This is a genomic window from Pseudoalteromonas sp. MBR-15 (assembly GCF_053628915.1).
Genome location: NZ_JBRJHH010000007.1, coordinates 215,262 through 230,034, shown reverse-complemented (window position 1 = coordinate 230,034; position 14,773 = coordinate 215,262). Strand labels below are relative to the sequence as shown.

General features: G+C 40.8%; 13 protein-coding genes and 1 tRNA gene. 7 read left to right on the top strand and 7 right to left on the bottom strand.

What is annotated here, in order from left to right; all coding sequences use genetic code 11:
* The first annotated feature begins 7 nt into the window (after window positions 1–7).
* Window positions 8–595, top strand: a complete 588-nt coding sequence (locus tag ACSSVW_RS11870) for a response regulator transcription factor (RefSeq protein WP_036970232.1) — start codon at window positions 8–10, stop codon at window positions 593–595.
* Here ACSSVW_RS11870 and ACSSVW_RS11865 read toward each other — a convergent pair.
* The 3 genes from ACSSVW_RS11865 to ACSSVW_RS11855 form a co-directional block, all read right to left on the bottom strand.
* Window positions 592–2,559 carry a bifunctional diguanylate cyclase/phosphodiesterase gene (locus ACSSVW_RS11865; RefSeq protein ID WP_454179393.1) on the bottom strand — a complete coding sequence of 656 codons (1,968 nt, stop codon included), beginning with the start codon at window positions 2,557–2,559 and terminating at the stop codon, window positions 592–594. The genes ACSSVW_RS11870 and ACSSVW_RS11865 overlap by 4 nt on opposite strands.
* Complete coding sequence (locus ACSSVW_RS11860) at window positions 2,553–3,260, bottom strand: transglutaminase-like cysteine peptidase (protein WP_083422949.1); 708 nt, start codon at window positions 3,258–3,260, stop codon at window positions 2,553–2,555. The genes ACSSVW_RS11865 and ACSSVW_RS11860 overlap by 7 nt, the downstream gene beginning before the upstream one ends.
* Before the next feature lie 120 nt (window positions 3,261–3,380).
* Window positions 3,381–3,839: an LPP20 family lipoprotein gene (locus ACSSVW_RS11855; protein WP_065978388.1), complete on the bottom strand. Its 459-nt coding sequence runs from the start codon at window positions 3,837–3,839 to the stop codon at window positions 3,381–3,383.
* A gap of 112 nt (window positions 3,840–3,951) precedes the next feature.
* Here ACSSVW_RS11855 and ACSSVW_RS11850 point away from each other — a divergent pair, with 112 nt between their 5' ends.
* On the top strand, window positions 3,952–5,142 hold the full coding sequence (locus ACSSVW_RS11850; RefSeq protein ID WP_036970238.1) for a flagella assembly protein FlgT: 1,191 nt from the start codon (window positions 3,952–3,954) through the stop codon (window positions 5,140–5,142).
* On the opposite strand, the gene ACSSVW_RS11845 is transcribed toward ACSSVW_RS11850, so the two are convergent.
* The gene (locus tag ACSSVW_RS11845) at window positions 5,125–6,024 is read right to left on the bottom strand and encodes a LysR substrate-binding domain-containing protein (protein WP_065978389.1); all 900 of its coding nucleotides are present in this window, start codon (window positions 6,022–6,024) and stop codon (window positions 5,125–5,127) included. The two genes, ACSSVW_RS11850 and ACSSVW_RS11845, sit on opposite strands and share 18 nt — an antisense overlap.
* A gap of 130 nt (window positions 6,025–6,154) precedes the next feature.
* Here ACSSVW_RS11845 and ACSSVW_RS11840 point away from each other — a divergent pair, with 130 nt between their 5' ends.
* Both ACSSVW_RS11840 and nhaD read left to right on the top strand, forming a co-directional pair.
* Window positions 6,155–6,883 carry a glutathione peroxidase gene (locus ACSSVW_RS11840; protein WP_036970241.1) on the top strand — a complete coding sequence of 243 codons (729 nt, stop codon included), beginning with the start codon at window positions 6,155–6,157 and terminating at the stop codon, window positions 6,881–6,883.
* Window positions 6,884–7,201: 318 nt separating this feature from the next.
* Window positions 7,202–8,635, top strand: a complete 1,434-nt coding sequence (nhaD, locus tag ACSSVW_RS11835) for a sodium:proton antiporter NhaD (protein ID WP_036970244.1) — start codon at window positions 7,202–7,204, stop codon at window positions 8,633–8,635.
* Window positions 8,636–8,669: 34 nt separating this feature from the next.
* Here nhaD and ACSSVW_RS11830 read toward each other — a convergent pair whose 3' ends face one another.
* Window positions 8,670–9,677 carry an AraC family transcriptional regulator gene (locus tag ACSSVW_RS11830; RefSeq protein WP_180311419.1) on the bottom strand — a complete coding sequence of 336 codons (1,008 nt, stop codon included), beginning with the start codon at window positions 9,675–9,677 and terminating at the stop codon, window positions 8,670–8,672.
* 137 nt (window positions 9,678–9,814) lie between these two features.
* Between ACSSVW_RS11830 and ACSSVW_RS11825 the strand changes: the two genes are divergently transcribed.
* A complete protein-coding gene (locus tag ACSSVW_RS11825; RefSeq protein WP_196857635.1) occupies window positions 9,815–10,879 on the top strand; it encodes a zinc-binding dehydrogenase in 1,065 nt (354 codons plus the stop codon).
* A gap of 772 nt (window positions 10,880–11,651) precedes the next feature.
* Window positions 11,652–12,407, top strand: a complete 756-nt coding sequence (locus ACSSVW_RS11820; RefSeq protein ID WP_454179392.1) for an alpha/beta fold hydrolase — start codon at window positions 11,652–11,654, stop codon at window positions 12,405–12,407.
* A 419-nt stretch (window positions 12,408–12,826) separates the two neighbouring features.
* Here the strand turns inward: ACSSVW_RS11820 and ACSSVW_RS11815 are convergent.
* Window positions 12,827–12,900, bottom strand: a tRNA-Arg gene (locus ACSSVW_RS11815).
* 241 nt (window positions 12,901–13,141) lie between these two features.
* Between ACSSVW_RS11815 and ACSSVW_RS11810 the strand changes: the two genes are divergently transcribed.
* Window positions 13,142–14,188, top strand: a complete 1,047-nt coding sequence (locus tag ACSSVW_RS11810; RefSeq protein WP_454179397.1) for a tyrosine-type recombinase/integrase — start codon at window positions 13,142–13,144, stop codon at window positions 14,186–14,188.
* 7 nt (window positions 14,189–14,195) lie between these two features.
* On the opposite strand, the gene ACSSVW_RS11805 is transcribed toward ACSSVW_RS11810, so the two are convergent.
* Window positions 14,196–14,753, bottom strand: coding sequence for a hypothetical protein (locus tag ACSSVW_RS11805; protein ID WP_454179391.1), 558 nt, complete (start codon window positions 14,751–14,753; stop codon window positions 14,196–14,198).
* Between the last annotated feature and the right edge of the window lie 20 nt (window positions 14,754–14,773).

Sequence of the window (14,773 nt, the reverse complement as noted above, 5' to 3'; positions counted from 1 at the left end):
AGTATTCATGCGCCGCAGTATTTTTATTACACAAGATAAATTGCAATCGCCTCATTGGCAAAGTGCGTTTCCAGATTGTGCCGTTCATACCTCGTCACCCAAGCAATTAATTGCAGACACATTAATTTGGTTGTTAGCCGATGGACCTGAGTGGCCGTCTCTCGTTGAGAAGTACAGCGCCCAACGCATACCCGTTATCGTGATGACCACACAACTTGATATAGCCCAGTTGTGTCAAGCACTTCAACTTGGTGCACGTGGTTACATAGAGGCATTTGCGAGTAAGGTGATTATCGAGCAAGTAGCAGAAACCGTGTGTTCAGGCGGTATTTGGTTACCGGGGCAGTTACTGTCGAATCTGGTCGGTGTTTTGTCAAACCAACCTATTAGCTACCAACATCAATGCGATTTGAGCTGTTTAACTAAACGTGAAAAACAAGTTGTTGATCACGTTGTCACTGGCGCAACCAATAAACAGGTTGCGCAAACCTTACATATTACAGAGCGGACTGTAAAAGAGCATATGAGCTCTATTTTTAATAAATTAAAAGTACGCGATCGTATGCAATTAATGTTGGCCGTAAAAGGCCATTAACCAACACGTTCCTCAATTGCGACTAAGCCATCAAATCCTAAACTGTGCAGTATGGCTTGGTCACTCGGGTTTTTAACTCCCTCTGCAACCACTTTAATACCTAAAGAATGAGCTAAAGAGCATACGCCACGTAAGAACGTTTGGTTGTCTTCACTAAAACTAATATTGTGGCAATAAACCGTGTCAATTTTAATCATCTCAAGGCCAAGTTCTTGTATTTTAGTGAGCTTAGTAAACTCAGCCCCCACTCTTTTAAGCGCAACTTTGGCGCCAATACAGTGTACTTGCGAACAAAAGCTTCTAAACAAACTAAACTCTTTCACTGCAAAACCCGCTCTTACCTCAAAACATAAGCGTTTAGCTAAATTCGGGTAAGCAGAAAGCCCTGTTAAAATAGAGGCCACAGCCATGTCATCTCGCAAAGTATCGGCGCTCAGCTCTATGGCAAGTATTGATTCATCCTCACTATCACCATATTCAAGGATCATCAGTTTCATTAAACTCCAATCAAGCCTTGCTAATAAGTGCAAACGATGTGCCCATTGGTAGTAAAATCCAAAGCGATATTTTTCACCGTTTAACAGTAAACTCAATGAAATTTGCTGCTGGAGTAACGAGCCACTAAAACTACTGACTGGGTATAAGGCAATTTCAAGTTGATTCTCTTTAAGTGCAGTTTCGATTGTTGTGCGCCATTGGTCGGCATCAATATGTTCTTGATGAACCGGCACATTGTCGTTAATGCATGCATTACATCCTGGCTGGGCAATAGCAATTTTTAATAGCTGATCAACGCGTGTTAGTAACTCTCCTCGAGTATCATCGGCTTTAATAAGGCTACAACTATGAGACACCCCAAGCTCAACTTGAGCAAACTCTGCTACTAACTGTTTGTGTATATTTAGCACATTATCGCTGAGTGTTTTTAGCTCGCTGACATCACTAAATAACACTAAAAAATCGACATGCGACATACGTGCAATTTGGCTCTCACGAAAACTGTCTTCGTTTGATTCTAAAAACACCACTAACGACTCTGAAAAACGGCGTAAAAATGACACCATTTCAACTCGCCCCACTTGGTCAGATAATGCATCTAGATTAATCACTCTAAACAGAAATAAAGCACCGTGTGCTTGTGAGTTTTGTAAAAAGGTATCGAGCGTTGCATTAAAATACTCACGATTAGCAAGCCCCGTTAAATCGTCGTGCTGACTTTTAAAGCGCATTTCTTCTAGGCGTCGGCGGTCTTCTTTGACTGTGCGACTAAAGCGAGATGATAATTGGTTCATTGACGTGACAAGCTTGGCAAACTCGTAGGTTCTTGGCACTTTTGATTTAATAAAGCGCTTTTCACCCAGCGCCACCGCTTGTTTCATTACATCGCTCAATGGACTTAATATTTTTGATAAGAAATAAGCACCAGCAATACATGCAGACACCGCAACCGCTAAAAAGCTATAAAATAAATGTACGGCGCTCTGCCACAGTGCATCTTGCGTATACTCGCTGTGGCTTTCGACATATAACGTACCAAATTGTTGCCAGCCATCGCTGACTTGCGCGATGCCCGGCGCCACATTTAGCGAATATAAATGCCGAAACCAACGGGGTGCATTTAGGGTTAGCTCACCACTGTAAATGCGTTTTATTATGGTGTCGCCTTGGGGGTCTTTGAGCTCAATACGATGGTAGTACCCGGTATCAAAAGTAGCCGAAATAAGTAACTCTATTTCCACCGGATCTTTATTCATTTGACTCAGCATTAATGCCAACGAGTTAGCATTATCGACATTTTTCATTCTAAGCTCAGTGGTAAAGTATTCTTTCGCCGAGCTGGTACTAATCAGCAAACTACTTACAAAACCAATAATGATCACCGTTAAAATGGCAATCCACAATTCCTGTTTTAAGGTAATGGTTTTATTTCTTTTGCGTTTTAACACTTTAAATACGCTCACCATTTAACTCCTTCTTTACGCGTTTGCTCTAAAATATGACGCCAACGCGATAGTCTCGCGGTTGGATCTGCCACACTTTGCGTCGAATTATTTGCCCAAAGGCCTTTACTATTAAAACTAAAAACGGGACTAAGATCGGTGCGTTTGGCTGCAGGCAGCACCTTAACAATCAAACTGTCTAAAATAAGGGGTTGGGCATTAGGCTGAGTAAAATAACCGAGCACCATATGCGCTTGGGTTTGCCGAGTACCGGGGAGTTGGGCTTTAACATAAATAAGCCTAAGTTTGTCGTCACTGATACCCAGCGCACGTAAACTCACATACTTGGCAATCGCATAATCTTCACAATCCCCCAACCCTTTGCCCATGGTCTCGAGAGGGGTCGCCCAATAGTCGTTTTGCTTCCAAAGTTCTATATCAGTTTGATAACGAAGTGTGCGGGCAAAAAAGTCATTCACAACTAAAATTTGCTGCTGCTCGGGTAAGCCTGCAGCATGTTGCAGCATGCCCTGCCACTGCCTGGCGACAGTCACTCGGTTAGCACCATAACGCTGTTGCATTTGTTGGATAAAGGTTGAAAACTCAATCACCAAACGCTCAGCAAGCGCGACGCTCGTTAAGCATAAAACCAAAAAAAAGAGGATCGAAAAAAAGCGATAGCGCCAAGCAAAGCGGCATGCACTCACAATGCCTTTACTGAGCATAGGCCATGCCAAAGAACAGAACAGCTTGGTTTAAGTAACGTGTTATCACCAGTATGCTTTTATTAAAACCGACAGTCTTAAAAGCATAGCACCCAAGCTGCAACTATGAGAATTTAACGGTTAATAATAAGTCACTTTTTTTACTTCACGCGGCTTAATTTCACCAATATAAAGGTCGTGAACGCGTTTCATATCTAGCTGTAATTCGGTTGCATACGTATCGCCTACAGCGTAGCTTTTGATCACCTGAGCGCCTTTGATCACCCCTTGCACTTGGCTTTGCAATTGATCGTTGTGCGCAACACTATTTTGCACCGTGGTGCCGGCGGAAATTTTTTGCCCATAAACTTGCTCAGCCAGCTCTCGGTAGGCTTCAAGTTTAGAGGCTTTAATTGCAAGCAGCGCTCGTTGCGATTCACTGCTGCCTGGCTGCGCACTAATAGGCGCGTAACCCACCGCTTTTAGTATTGGGTAGTCATCTGGTTCAATGTAAGTATACTCAACATGCTTATCAAAAATACTGCTACAGCCCGTTAATGCTGCGCAGGTAACAAGCCCAATAAATAGAAGTGCTCGCATAATTTGCTTCCGCTTAAAACTCATTTGTCACAAATATGCACGTTTAATGCCACTTCTGGTACATTCCTTGCTCGTTTAGGCTAATCAATAGTTATCGGTGCTAGGTGTCAGCATGAAACGTAAAATTATAGCCAGTTTACAAGGTATCGGATTAGCCTTCACAATTGTGTTTTCAAACAATAGCTTAGCCCAATGGTTTGAGTCTACAGGGCATGCCGTAGTGAAAAATGGCGACACGAGTCAGGCAAAATCAGCCGCCATTAAAGATGCGATCACCCAAGCATTGGTGTTTTCAGGGGCCCGTGTAACGTCTGTTCAAACCCTTGTTGACGGGGTTTTGACACAAGATCAGTTGAAGATCAGCAGTCATGGCGAGATCCAAAAAATAGAGTTAATCAGCGAAGACCGTCATAACGACACCTATGCCATTACACTTCGCTTAGATATATTCCCTCAAGCTGAAGAATGCCCTGCAAATCAATACACTAAGTTTATCGCGGTTACACAAAGCCAATTAGTAAATCGTGAACAAGCAAGAATGGGCCAAATTTTTGACGTTAATAAAGCGATCAGTGAGCAACTGTATGCCAGTTTAAGTAATACGCAAATGGCAGCCAAGCCAACAGCCTATTACAACGTGCCTCTTAGGGTTGATCACTTTTTTACCCAACAATACGATTACAGTAATGCCCTACTTGAAGAAATAACCAGTCGCAGTAATTCGCAATACGTGTTGCTTAGCCGTATTCGCGACCTGTCGGTTAATCAAAAGCTCAACAACGACTATGCATTTTGGCAAGACGACAGCTTTAAACGTGCTTACAAAGTCGATTATGTTTTATTTGATGGCACAACCTATGAAAAACTGTGGGAGAAAAGCTATCAAGCAGAAGGGGTCTGGCCGTACAAAAAAACCGATATCATCGATGTTTACAGCGATAGATTTTGGGCAACCGATTATGGCCGTGCAATCAGTGATGTAAACCAAACTCTGACCTACGACTTGCAAGCAGCCATGGCGTGTTTGCCCACTCAAGGCAAGATCTTACATATTGAAAACGACACGCTCATTATTAACTTGGGCAAAGCTCATGGCCTGCAACAAGGCCAAATTTTAAATATAGCGCATCACAACTACATTACAGATGCACAAGGTAATAAGCTGCCACACAAAATTACCACTTTAAACCAAGTGAAAGTAACACAGCTGTATCAGCAGTCAGCGGTTGCTACCAGTATCGATAAACAACCTTTGCCCGCGATTCAAATTAACGACATTATAGAACTAGCGGGCGCTGAGTAAGCGTTCGTGTAAGCCCTTATGAGCATTTAGCCATGCGGCTAATTGCTCTACCCCAGCGATATGTGGGTAATGTTTTCGGGTTGCAATCACAATTTGACGCTGCTGATTAGGCGCAATAGACACATAGTTAATACCCGCTCTGGGTGAACACGCCAATTTTGGCACAAAGGTCACGCCATCATCCATCGCCACCAGCGCAAGCAAGGTTTCTAAACTGTTTCCTTTATATTGATTAGACACTTCAACCCCTGCCGAAAAGCAAAACTGCTCAGCTTGCTCTTTAAAACAGTGCCCTTCATTAAGCATCAGTAACTCGCCGCCATTTAACTGTTTTAATGCAACCTCATTATGGCTTGCCAGCGCGTGCTGCTCAGATACCGCGAGTAAAAAGTCTTCTTTGTACAAAGCCGATTTATGATAACTCTCTAAATCTGGCACATCAGCGACAATCGCAATGTCTATTTCGCCCTTGTCGAGGGCGCTTAATATTTGTGCTGTTTGCATTTCTATAAACGAAAACTGTGTTTTAGCGAATGCATGCTTCATTGAGGTCAGTAAAGTAGGTAATAAATAAGGCGCTATGGTAGGAATAATACCCACATTAATTTTACCTTGAAGGGGGTCATGTGAACTCGCGGCCAGTTCTTTTAACACTTGAGTTTGCTCAAGTATTACAATAATTTGGTCAACTAGCCGCTGCCCTTGCGCTGTTATAGTAACGTGCTTGGTTGAGCGGTCAAAAATAGTCACGCCAAGCGCTTCTTCAAGCTTTTTTATTTGCCCACTTAACGTAGGCTGGCTGACATAACATGCATCGGCCGCTTTACGAAAGTGCTGAAATTGGGCAACGGCTTTAACATATTCAAAGTCTTTTAAATTCATATCCGTCTCAAAATGATTAAGCATTATTACTGATTGGTATTACCTATCGTATCAATACAAACAAACGATTGGAACTATTAAGAGCAAACCGTCACAATAGTACTCATCAAATCAAGAGGAATTAAAAACAATGTTAAACAATATCGAAGGTCAAAAAGTACCAAACGTTACATTTGCAACACGTGTAGGTGAGCAATGGCAGTCAATCACCACTGACGACATTTTTAAAGGTAAAACCGTGGTGTTATTTGCCTTACCAGGTGCGTTTACACCCACTTGCTCATCAACTCACTTGCCTCGCTATAACGAGCTTGCAGCCGTATTTAAGAAAAATGGGGTAGATGACATCGTATGTATTTCGGTAAACGATACATTTGTAATGAACGCATGGGCACAAAACCAAGAAGCACAAAATATTACCCTGCTTCCAGATGGTAATGGCGAATTTACTGACGGCATGGGTATGTTAGTAGATAAAAACGACTTAGGTTTTGGTAAACGTAGCTGGCGCTATTCAATGCTTGTTAAAGATGGCGTGATTGAAAAAATGTTTATTGAGCCACAAAAGCCAGGTGACCCATTTGAAGTCTCTGATGCTGATACCATGCTTGATTACATCAACCCAGCGCAAGTTAAACCAGAACCTGTGAGCATTATTACTAAACCTAATTGCCCATTTTGTATAAAAGCAAAAGCATTGCTAGACAGCAAAGGCCTTGTGTACGAAGAAATTGTATTGGGGCAACATGCGTCACTTACTAGCTTAAAAGCCTTGTCTGGTCGTGAAACTGTACCACAAGTATTTATTGGTGGTCAGCACATTGGCGGCTCAGACGACTTAGAAAAACATTTTGCATAAGCAATGCAAAACTTCCTTTAAGGGCTACTTTGTAGCCCTTTTGTATTTGCGCTATTTAATCGTTATAAACCGCGCTGAATAAACCTTAAATAAAACCTTTAACGATTCTGCCCATTAGAAACCGCAGCCTATTTACCTTACGAACTTTTCCCCTGCTATTTTTAGCACCTTCATACCTAAACATTACTCATATTTATATTGGATATACCTACATTTTTATTACTTCTTTGTTACAAAAAGTACAAAAAAAATCTAAAATAGCCACCGCTTCACACAGTAAACACCGTCGACTCTAAATATGACTAAATGGAACACACAATGAACAAACTGATACTAGGACTCCTGCTCTCCTTGGTAGGATTCAGTAGCCAAGCTTACGCTGAAACAACAGCCGCTATTGACCTACTTAACCACCCCGTCGGCATTATCTGTGTCGCTATTTTTATTTTTGCCTATGTACTCGTTATTCTTGAAGAAAAAATCCATTTACGAAAATCAAAACCGGTTCTTGTCGCTGCCGGTATTATTTGGACCTTAATTGCGTGGCAATACAGCGCCCAAAACATGTCGGACTTAAGCACCAATGCATTTCGTCATGCGTTGCTTGAGTTCTCTGAGTTAATGCTCTTTTTACTGGTCGCGATGACGTACATTAACGCGCTTGAAGAGCGCCGCCTATTTGACGGCCTGCGTAGCTGGTTAGTCGCACGCGGTTTTAGTTATAAACAATTATTCTGGATCAGTGGCGTACTCGCTTTTTGTATTTCGCCTGTGGCAGATAACTTAACCACCGCATTGCTGCTATGTGCCGTGGTAATGAAAGTAGCAACCGATGATAACCGCTTTATTGCAATGTCGTGCGTTAATATTGTTATTGCTGCCAATGCGGGCGGTGCATTTAGCCCATTTGGTGACATAACCACACTTATGGTCTGGCAGGCTGATGTTGTTGCCTTTTCTGAGTTCTTCGTTTTATTTTTACCCGCGTTAGTCAGCTATATTATTCCTGCTTTAGTGATGTCTTTCTTTATTAACAATAAACACCCACAAACAGCCGATGAAGATGTGGAACTAAAACGCGGTGCTATCCGTATTTTATGCCTATTTTTACTTACCATTCTTACGGCTGTGGTACTTAAAACAGCGTTTGGTTTACCCCCTGTTGTAGGTATGATGATGGGGCTTGGTTACTTACAATTCTTTGGTTATTTCTTACGTGTAACCCTACCGGGTTCACTGGCAAGAAAACGTGCTATGGCAGAGCGTGAAGGTGATAAACAGCGTTTAGAGCGTTTAGGAAACGTGGTGCCATTTGATGTATTTAGCCGCGTATCTCGCGCAGAATGGGATACCCTACTGTTCTTCTATGGCATTGTAATTTGTGTGGGTGGTTTAGGGTTTATCGGATACTTAAGCTTATTGTCTGATTTGCTTTATAACAACTGGTCAGCAACAGGTGCAAATATAATCTTAGGTTTAATGTCGGCTGTGGTAGATAACATTCCTGTGATGTTTGCAGTACTGCAAATGATGCCAGATATGTCTCATGGTCAATGGCTATTAATTACCCTCACCGCAGGCATTGGCGGTAGCCTATTGTCAATTGGTTCAGCTGCGGGTGTGGCTCTTATGGGGCAAGCGCGTGGTATATACACCTTTAATAGCCATTTAAAATGGACACCGGTTATTTTGCTCGGCTATTTTGCGGGGGTGGTCACACATTTATACCTTAATACAGGTTATTTTAACTAACTCAGAAATACGCCCTCGGTAAAGCGCCGAGGGCTTACTTCTTTATTTGCCTTTTAAAAGCACGAGGCGACAGCCCGAACCAATGTTTAAAACTGCGGCTAAACACCGAGAACTCTGCATAACCAAGGTTCAATGCCAAGGTGGTCATCGACATATTACTCATTTCGAGAGTACGTAACGTAATTGATTTTCGTGTTTCATTTAACACTTCCCGAAAGCTCGTACCCGCTTCTTTGAGCGACCGCTCTAACTTTTTAGGGTGCATACCAAGGTTTAAAGCCACGCTGTCTTTATTGCATTCACCTGTCGGTAATAACATTGTAATGCTGTGCTTAACTAAATCGCTAATAGGTAGCACTACAGATGCACTGTTTAGTTGAAATTGCTGATTAATAATGTCGGTAATTAAATTATCTGGACGAATTGGTTTTTTCATTAAAATATGCGACGAAAACAATAAGGCATTATTTTGAGCCTGTGGCACAACTTCACATTGAAACATCTTTCGGAGTATTTTTTGCTGTTCGTGGCTAATGGCTTGCTGTAAACAAATACACTGAAGCTCAAAATCAGCCCCCGCCATATCACGTAAAATACGGTAAATAAGCGCAATGCTTAATTGCACGACTTGTGTGCTGCGGCTTAACTCGTTTATCACTAAACTTATTTGCAGCTCGCATTGCTTTGCCGTCAAATGTGTTAGCGCTAGCTGCGCCCCTTGCACATGCATAAATGAATATTTACGTGCAATACTCAGGGCTGTCGCAATATTTTCTTGCTGCGCCATATGTGCGCCAATTAATCCTAACGCGCGGATCCCTTGGCGTAATCCCAACTTAAAACCAAATAAAGGGTCGGCCAGCTGCAGCGCCGTCAGCTCTAATAAGTGCGATACTTTTTCGTATACAATCATGTTATCAGCGTCACGCAAGTGGCTAGGTAAAAAACCCGCTTGTTTTAATAAGCTAATAGGGTTTGCACCCAGCTCATTCACCAACTCTTGATACCCAGCTAACGAACCTGCACGTACACAATAGTCCATGTTAATGCTCTTATTGCTTTGTTATGTCGCAATTTATCATGTTTTTGTCGTAAAAAGTCAAGATATACCCTGCCAGTTTACTTAGTGTAGATAGCACACAAGGTGAAAACCTTTCCCGTTCAATTGAGGATACACATATGAGCCAAATGAATTCGGTCGCTATGCAAAATGGCCAACTACATGTAAAACAAATAGCCATTCCAACACCTGGGCCTGGACAAGTACTTGTAAAAAGTCTTGCGTGTGGAATTTGCGGATCAGACATTCATATTACTCGCCATACGAGCGATGTATTTGATATTTATAAGAACCTTGGCATCATGGATAAAAGCGCAGGGAACGATCAAGAAGTATTACTCGGCCACGAATATGCCGCTGAAATTGTTAGCTACGGTCCAGATACAAAAGGCGAGCTTACTGCGGGCACACGCGTAACATCGGTGCCTATTTTAATGTCGGCAGGCGGTGCTGGAGTTGGAGTAACACCCGGTATATATGGTGCTTACTCTGAGTACTTTATTGTTGATGAAGCGCTATTATTACCTATTCCTGATGGCGTGCCGTCAGAAGCGGCCGCCATTACCGAGCCTCTTGCTGTGGGCTTGCATGCCGTTAATCGCGCAAACATGAATAAAGATGATGTCGCCGTTGTCGTAGGTTGCGGACCTATTGGTCTTGCCGCTATTGCCGCTCTAAAACTGCAAGGCGTAAAACATATTGTTGCCTCTGACCCGCAAGAGAGTAAAAAACAAATCGCCCTTGAGTTTGGTGCAACACACTACGTAAACCCCATGGCCGATGACGAAGTAACAACAGCGGCCACACTCGCAGGCGATCACAAGGTAGTAATTTTTGAATGTGCAGGTGTAAGCCGTCTACTAAACGACTATATTTTGCGTGCGCCAGCCAAAGCAAAAATTATTGTAACAGGCATTCATACCGCACCACTCGAAGTGAACTTTGCGTATGCAACCGTAAAAGAGCTCGACCTTATTTTCTCTTATTACTATCAACCTGAAGAGTTCGCGCAATCACTTGAGAATATCGCCTCGGGCAAAATAGCGTGGCAAAAAATGCGCACCGGCAAAGTCGGCATCGACGGTGTACAAGGCGCATTCGATACCTTATTTAAACCAAACGACCACATTAAAATTATCATCGAACCATGGCGCACAGGTGCATTAGAAAAAGTAACAGATTAGTCATCACAATGACTAAAACGGGGGGTTATTCGGGTTGATATGCAACTTGGTAGCCCCTAAAACCAGCAAACAGATATTCTAAAAAACCGATAAGTAAAAACCTTCGTTACCCGCTTTTATCCATGGCGTTTAGAAAAACCTAACTCAATCACTTTAAATAGCTAAAGCCCTATTATGCGGTTTAAGCGAACAACAACCGCTCATTAGCTATATAAATCCCATTAATGTAAATTGCTTGCAAATTCAGGAAAATGACCCAATCACTCGTTTTATACTGTAAAGAAAAGCGAGCACCACTGAGTTTTAATAACACTGGTAATTAGTTAACAAGTTTGTTAAAAGTAAACCAATAAGAAATACAAGCTACATTGTGGTAGAAAAACAAGTGATTCGCTCGCTATAAACATGTTAGGTGAATAAGGAGGTTGTAGCAGGATGCGAATCATAAAAATACTATTATGGCTTAATCTTATATTTTTTATGTTAATACCATCATTCCGCTATTTCTTTTATAACTCAATGTATAAAATCCTTACGGTATTTCAGATATCATTGAGTTATTACTAGGTTATTGCTTCATATTTGTAGTTTTAGTCTCAATAGCTATATTGCTCTATTTAATGGTTAAGAAAGATCTCATTATAAAAAAGCAATGCGGGCTATTCATCGTATTTTTTATTGCTCTTGTAATGTTGGTAAGTCCATTGCACAATCTAGCAGCTCGTTTGGCGGTATAATTCGCCTAATAAGATAATTAATAGGACAAAAACAGTTGGCTGTTTTCGTTCCCAACATTTTAGCCAACAATTTTTTGCCCATTATTAGGGCGTTACAAGCAAAAGGAGCTCGAGCAATTAAGCTAATATTGTTACCAGGTATGGATGGGACAGGTAAGCTATTTGAGCCAATTTTAGCTTCATTACCGTCAAATCTTGATGCGCAAGTTATTACTCTATCGAGCCTACAGGGTAACGATATTAAGTCTCAAGCAGAAGAAGTCGCAAGATTAATAGGTAAACAAGAAGTCATCATATTTGCTGAATCTTATTCTGGTTCAATAGCATACGAATTGGCCCAGTTTGAGAGTGTAAATATAAAACATATTGTTTTTGCAGCAAGTTTCTTATCAAGGCCATCATACTTCAGCAAATTTGGCGCTATCACTCCTTTATTTATTTTAAGATTAAATTTAGTACCTTCATTTATATTAAGCTGGTTGTTTTTTGGTAGTTTAAAACGTAATGATCAAGTAAAGCTATTTAAGCAAGTATTAAAGCTGGTAACTAATAGCACCTTAAAGGCGAGGTTAAAAATTATAGCTTCGCTAACAGAACCAGAGAAACAGATTAAAGTCCCTTGCACATATATACAGGCAACAAAAGACAAATTAGTTAATCCAGAATCTATTACAGTTTTTCAAAGGCTATGTGTAAACTTGAAAACCGAAAGAGTAATTGGTGGGCATTTTATTGCTCAAAGTAACCCAAAAAAATGTGCAGAAGTGGTATCTGAAGCATCGGGCTTATAACAAGTGGCTGCTACGGAGTGGTTAAATTGAAATCATTATTTATACTATTAATCCTGCTTAGTTTGGCAGCATGTACTGAACCTATGAAGCCTGGTATCAGCCTTAGCGGGCAGCCTAGAGCCCTCCTATTGAAACGGTTTGAAGCTGAGAATATTAAGTACGAGCTTACTGGTGACGGAACTATCAGATGGTCTGAAAAGGATCAGAAAAAAGCACAAAACCTTGTTTTAGAAGTACTCAACAATTCTAAAGATTGAGATGTATAACTCGTAAAACAAATGCATTAATGAATGGGCGTTACCGCCGCCTACCTCTGGCACAAAGCTCCCTAGTATAACTTGGCTATAAAAGAATATCGTTGGATTTTAAAATCTCAACTCACAATGCTAGACATGCGCTATTAGGAAAAAATGTGAGATTGGTAGCCCCTACAGGAATCGAACCTGTAACTGCCCCTTAGGAGGGTGAGGTAAGCAGGATTCTCCATATATCTCCATGTACAACCAAGCACAAAAATAAAATTTAAATATATGATTTTTAATAGGTAAATTTAAAGTCATTTTTATACCATTGTTCTTTGCTGTTCTTTGTAGCACAATGAGCTTGCTACAAATATGCTACACAGGGAAAGCAGCAATGGCTATAAAAGCTAAAATTACAGCATCGAGTATTAAAGGATTAACACCAGAAGACAAGCGTCTAAATGATACTGAAATTTCAGGTTTCCACGTACTATTACCCCTAAAGGTTTAATCTCTTATTATCTTTTTTATAGACTCCATGGCAAACAAGTAAATTATAAGTTGGGTGTTCATGGTCAAATCACTCCCGCTCAAGCCAGAGATCTTGCTAAAGATAAATTAGCCGAGGTTACAAAAGGCATCGATGTTCAAGCTGTTAAAAAGCAAGAACGCATCAACACAGAGCAAGCTAAGCTTTCAACGCTAGAAAAGTTTCTAGAAGAGAAATACTACCCTTGGCTTAAATCTCGAAACCCAAAAACGATTCAAAAAACCATAAAAGCATTTGAGTCATCATTTAAACAATTCATGAATTATCAGATTAAGGATATTACAGCGTGGGAAGTTGAGAAATGGCGAAACAAACGCCTTGATAGCGGAATAAAACCAGCCACAACTAACCGCCAGATAAACTTAATTAAAGGCTGTTTAAGCCGTGCTGTTGAATGGGGGTTAATTGAGAGCCACGACTTACATAAAGTTAAAGCGCTAACCGTTGATAACTCAAAAGTACGTTACCTATCTAAAGATGAAGAGCAACGTTTAAGAGTTGCTTTAGATGAGCTTAATATTGATTACCTGAAAGCATTGGTTTTGCTTGCTAGAAATACAGGAATGCGTAAAGGTGAACTACTTTCGCTAAAATGGGCAGACATAAATTTAACAAATAAAGTCCTCACTGTTGATTTTCAAAATGCTAAATCGGGTAATTCTCGCCACATTCCACTAAACACAGAAGCCTTCAACACGCTTACTCACTGGAAAGACATATCTGGTGATATAGGCCACGTATTCAAAGATGGTAATCAGCAACCGCTAAACGATTTTAGATACGACTGGGCTAACCTACTTGAGCAAGCAAATATAACTAATTTTAGGTTTCATGATTTACGCCACCACTTTGCAAGCATGCTAGTAATGGCGTGTGTAGACTTAAATACTGTGCGGGAGTTGTTAGGCCATAGTGACTTAAAAATGACGCTAAGGTATGCACACTTAGCGCCAGAACATAAAGCCGCAGCAGTTAATTTGATAGGATAAATTTTAATTAACTCCAGTCTTCCCAACGCTTGCCTCTCGCATGCCATGGTAGCGCTGGTTGGCTTCTAACTTTTTTGCACCGACCATTCTGGATATGAAATGTTTCAATCAGATCAAAAACGCGTCTACCTTTGCGGTTATACCTAATTAAAATAAGGAGAAGAGGCTCAGGAGAAGCTCCCCACTGCTCTTGAACTACATTTAAATTATCTTCGTAGTAATTATTATTTGAATATGAAACAAAGACAGAAAACTCACAGCTTTCTTTTGCAGCTTTTAGTTGTCGCACTTCATTTACCTTTTCAATTTTTCTAGGTTCAAACCACTCCCATTCTAAATTAGAAATTACTTTCTCGTCATTGTCTTTAATTACAGCATCAGTCCTATTTCCGTGTTCGAAATACATAAAATAACCAAGAAGATCTGAGGCAGCCCTAGCACAAATACCAATATGTGTTGTCCACTCAGCTCTTGAAGCAATTTCTTTATGCTCTTTTGTTAATGGGAAATCCCTGTACCATAGAACATTAAATAATGTAATAAAATCTTTAGTTATACGTTTCAACTTTTTATCCTATTATAACT

Bases quoted from the DNA above. Each gene is read 5' to 3' on its own strand.
- ACSSVW_RS11870 (WP_036970232.1), top strand. From the start codon at position 8: ATGCGCCGCAGTATTTTTATTACACAAGATAAATTGCAATCGCCTCAT.
- ACSSVW_RS11865 (WP_454179393.1), bottom strand. From the start codon at position 2,559: ATGGTGAGCGTATTTAAAGTGTTAAAACGCAAAAGAAATAAAACCATT.
- ACSSVW_RS11860 (WP_083422949.1), bottom strand. From the start codon at position 3,260: ATGCTCAGTAAAGGCATTGTGAGTGCATGCCGCTTTGCTTGGCGCTAT.
- ACSSVW_RS11855 (WP_065978388.1), bottom strand. From the start codon at position 3,839: ATGCGAGCACTTCTATTTATTGGGCTTGTTACCTGCGCAGCATTAACG.
- ACSSVW_RS11850 (WP_036970238.1), top strand. From the start codon at position 3,952: ATGAAACGTAAAATTATAGCCAGTTTACAAGGTATCGGATTAGCCTTC.
- ACSSVW_RS11845 (WP_065978389.1), bottom strand. From the start codon at position 6,024: ATGAATTTAAAAGACTTTGAATATGTTAAAGCCGTTGCCCAATTTCAG.
- ACSSVW_RS11840 (WP_036970241.1), top strand. From the start codon at position 6,155: ATGTTAAACAATATCGAAGGTCAAAAAGTACCAAACGTTACATTTGCA.
- nhaD (WP_036970244.1), top strand. From the start codon at position 7,202: ATGAACAAACTGATACTAGGACTCCTGCTCTCCTTGGTAGGATTCAGT.
- ACSSVW_RS11830 (WP_180311419.1), bottom strand. From the start codon at position 9,677: ATGGACTATTGTGTACGTGCAGGTTCGTTAGCTGGGTATCAAGAGTTG.
- ACSSVW_RS11825 (WP_196857635.1), top strand. From the start codon at position 9,815: ATGAGCCAAATGAATTCGGTCGCTATGCAAAATGGCCAACTACATGTA.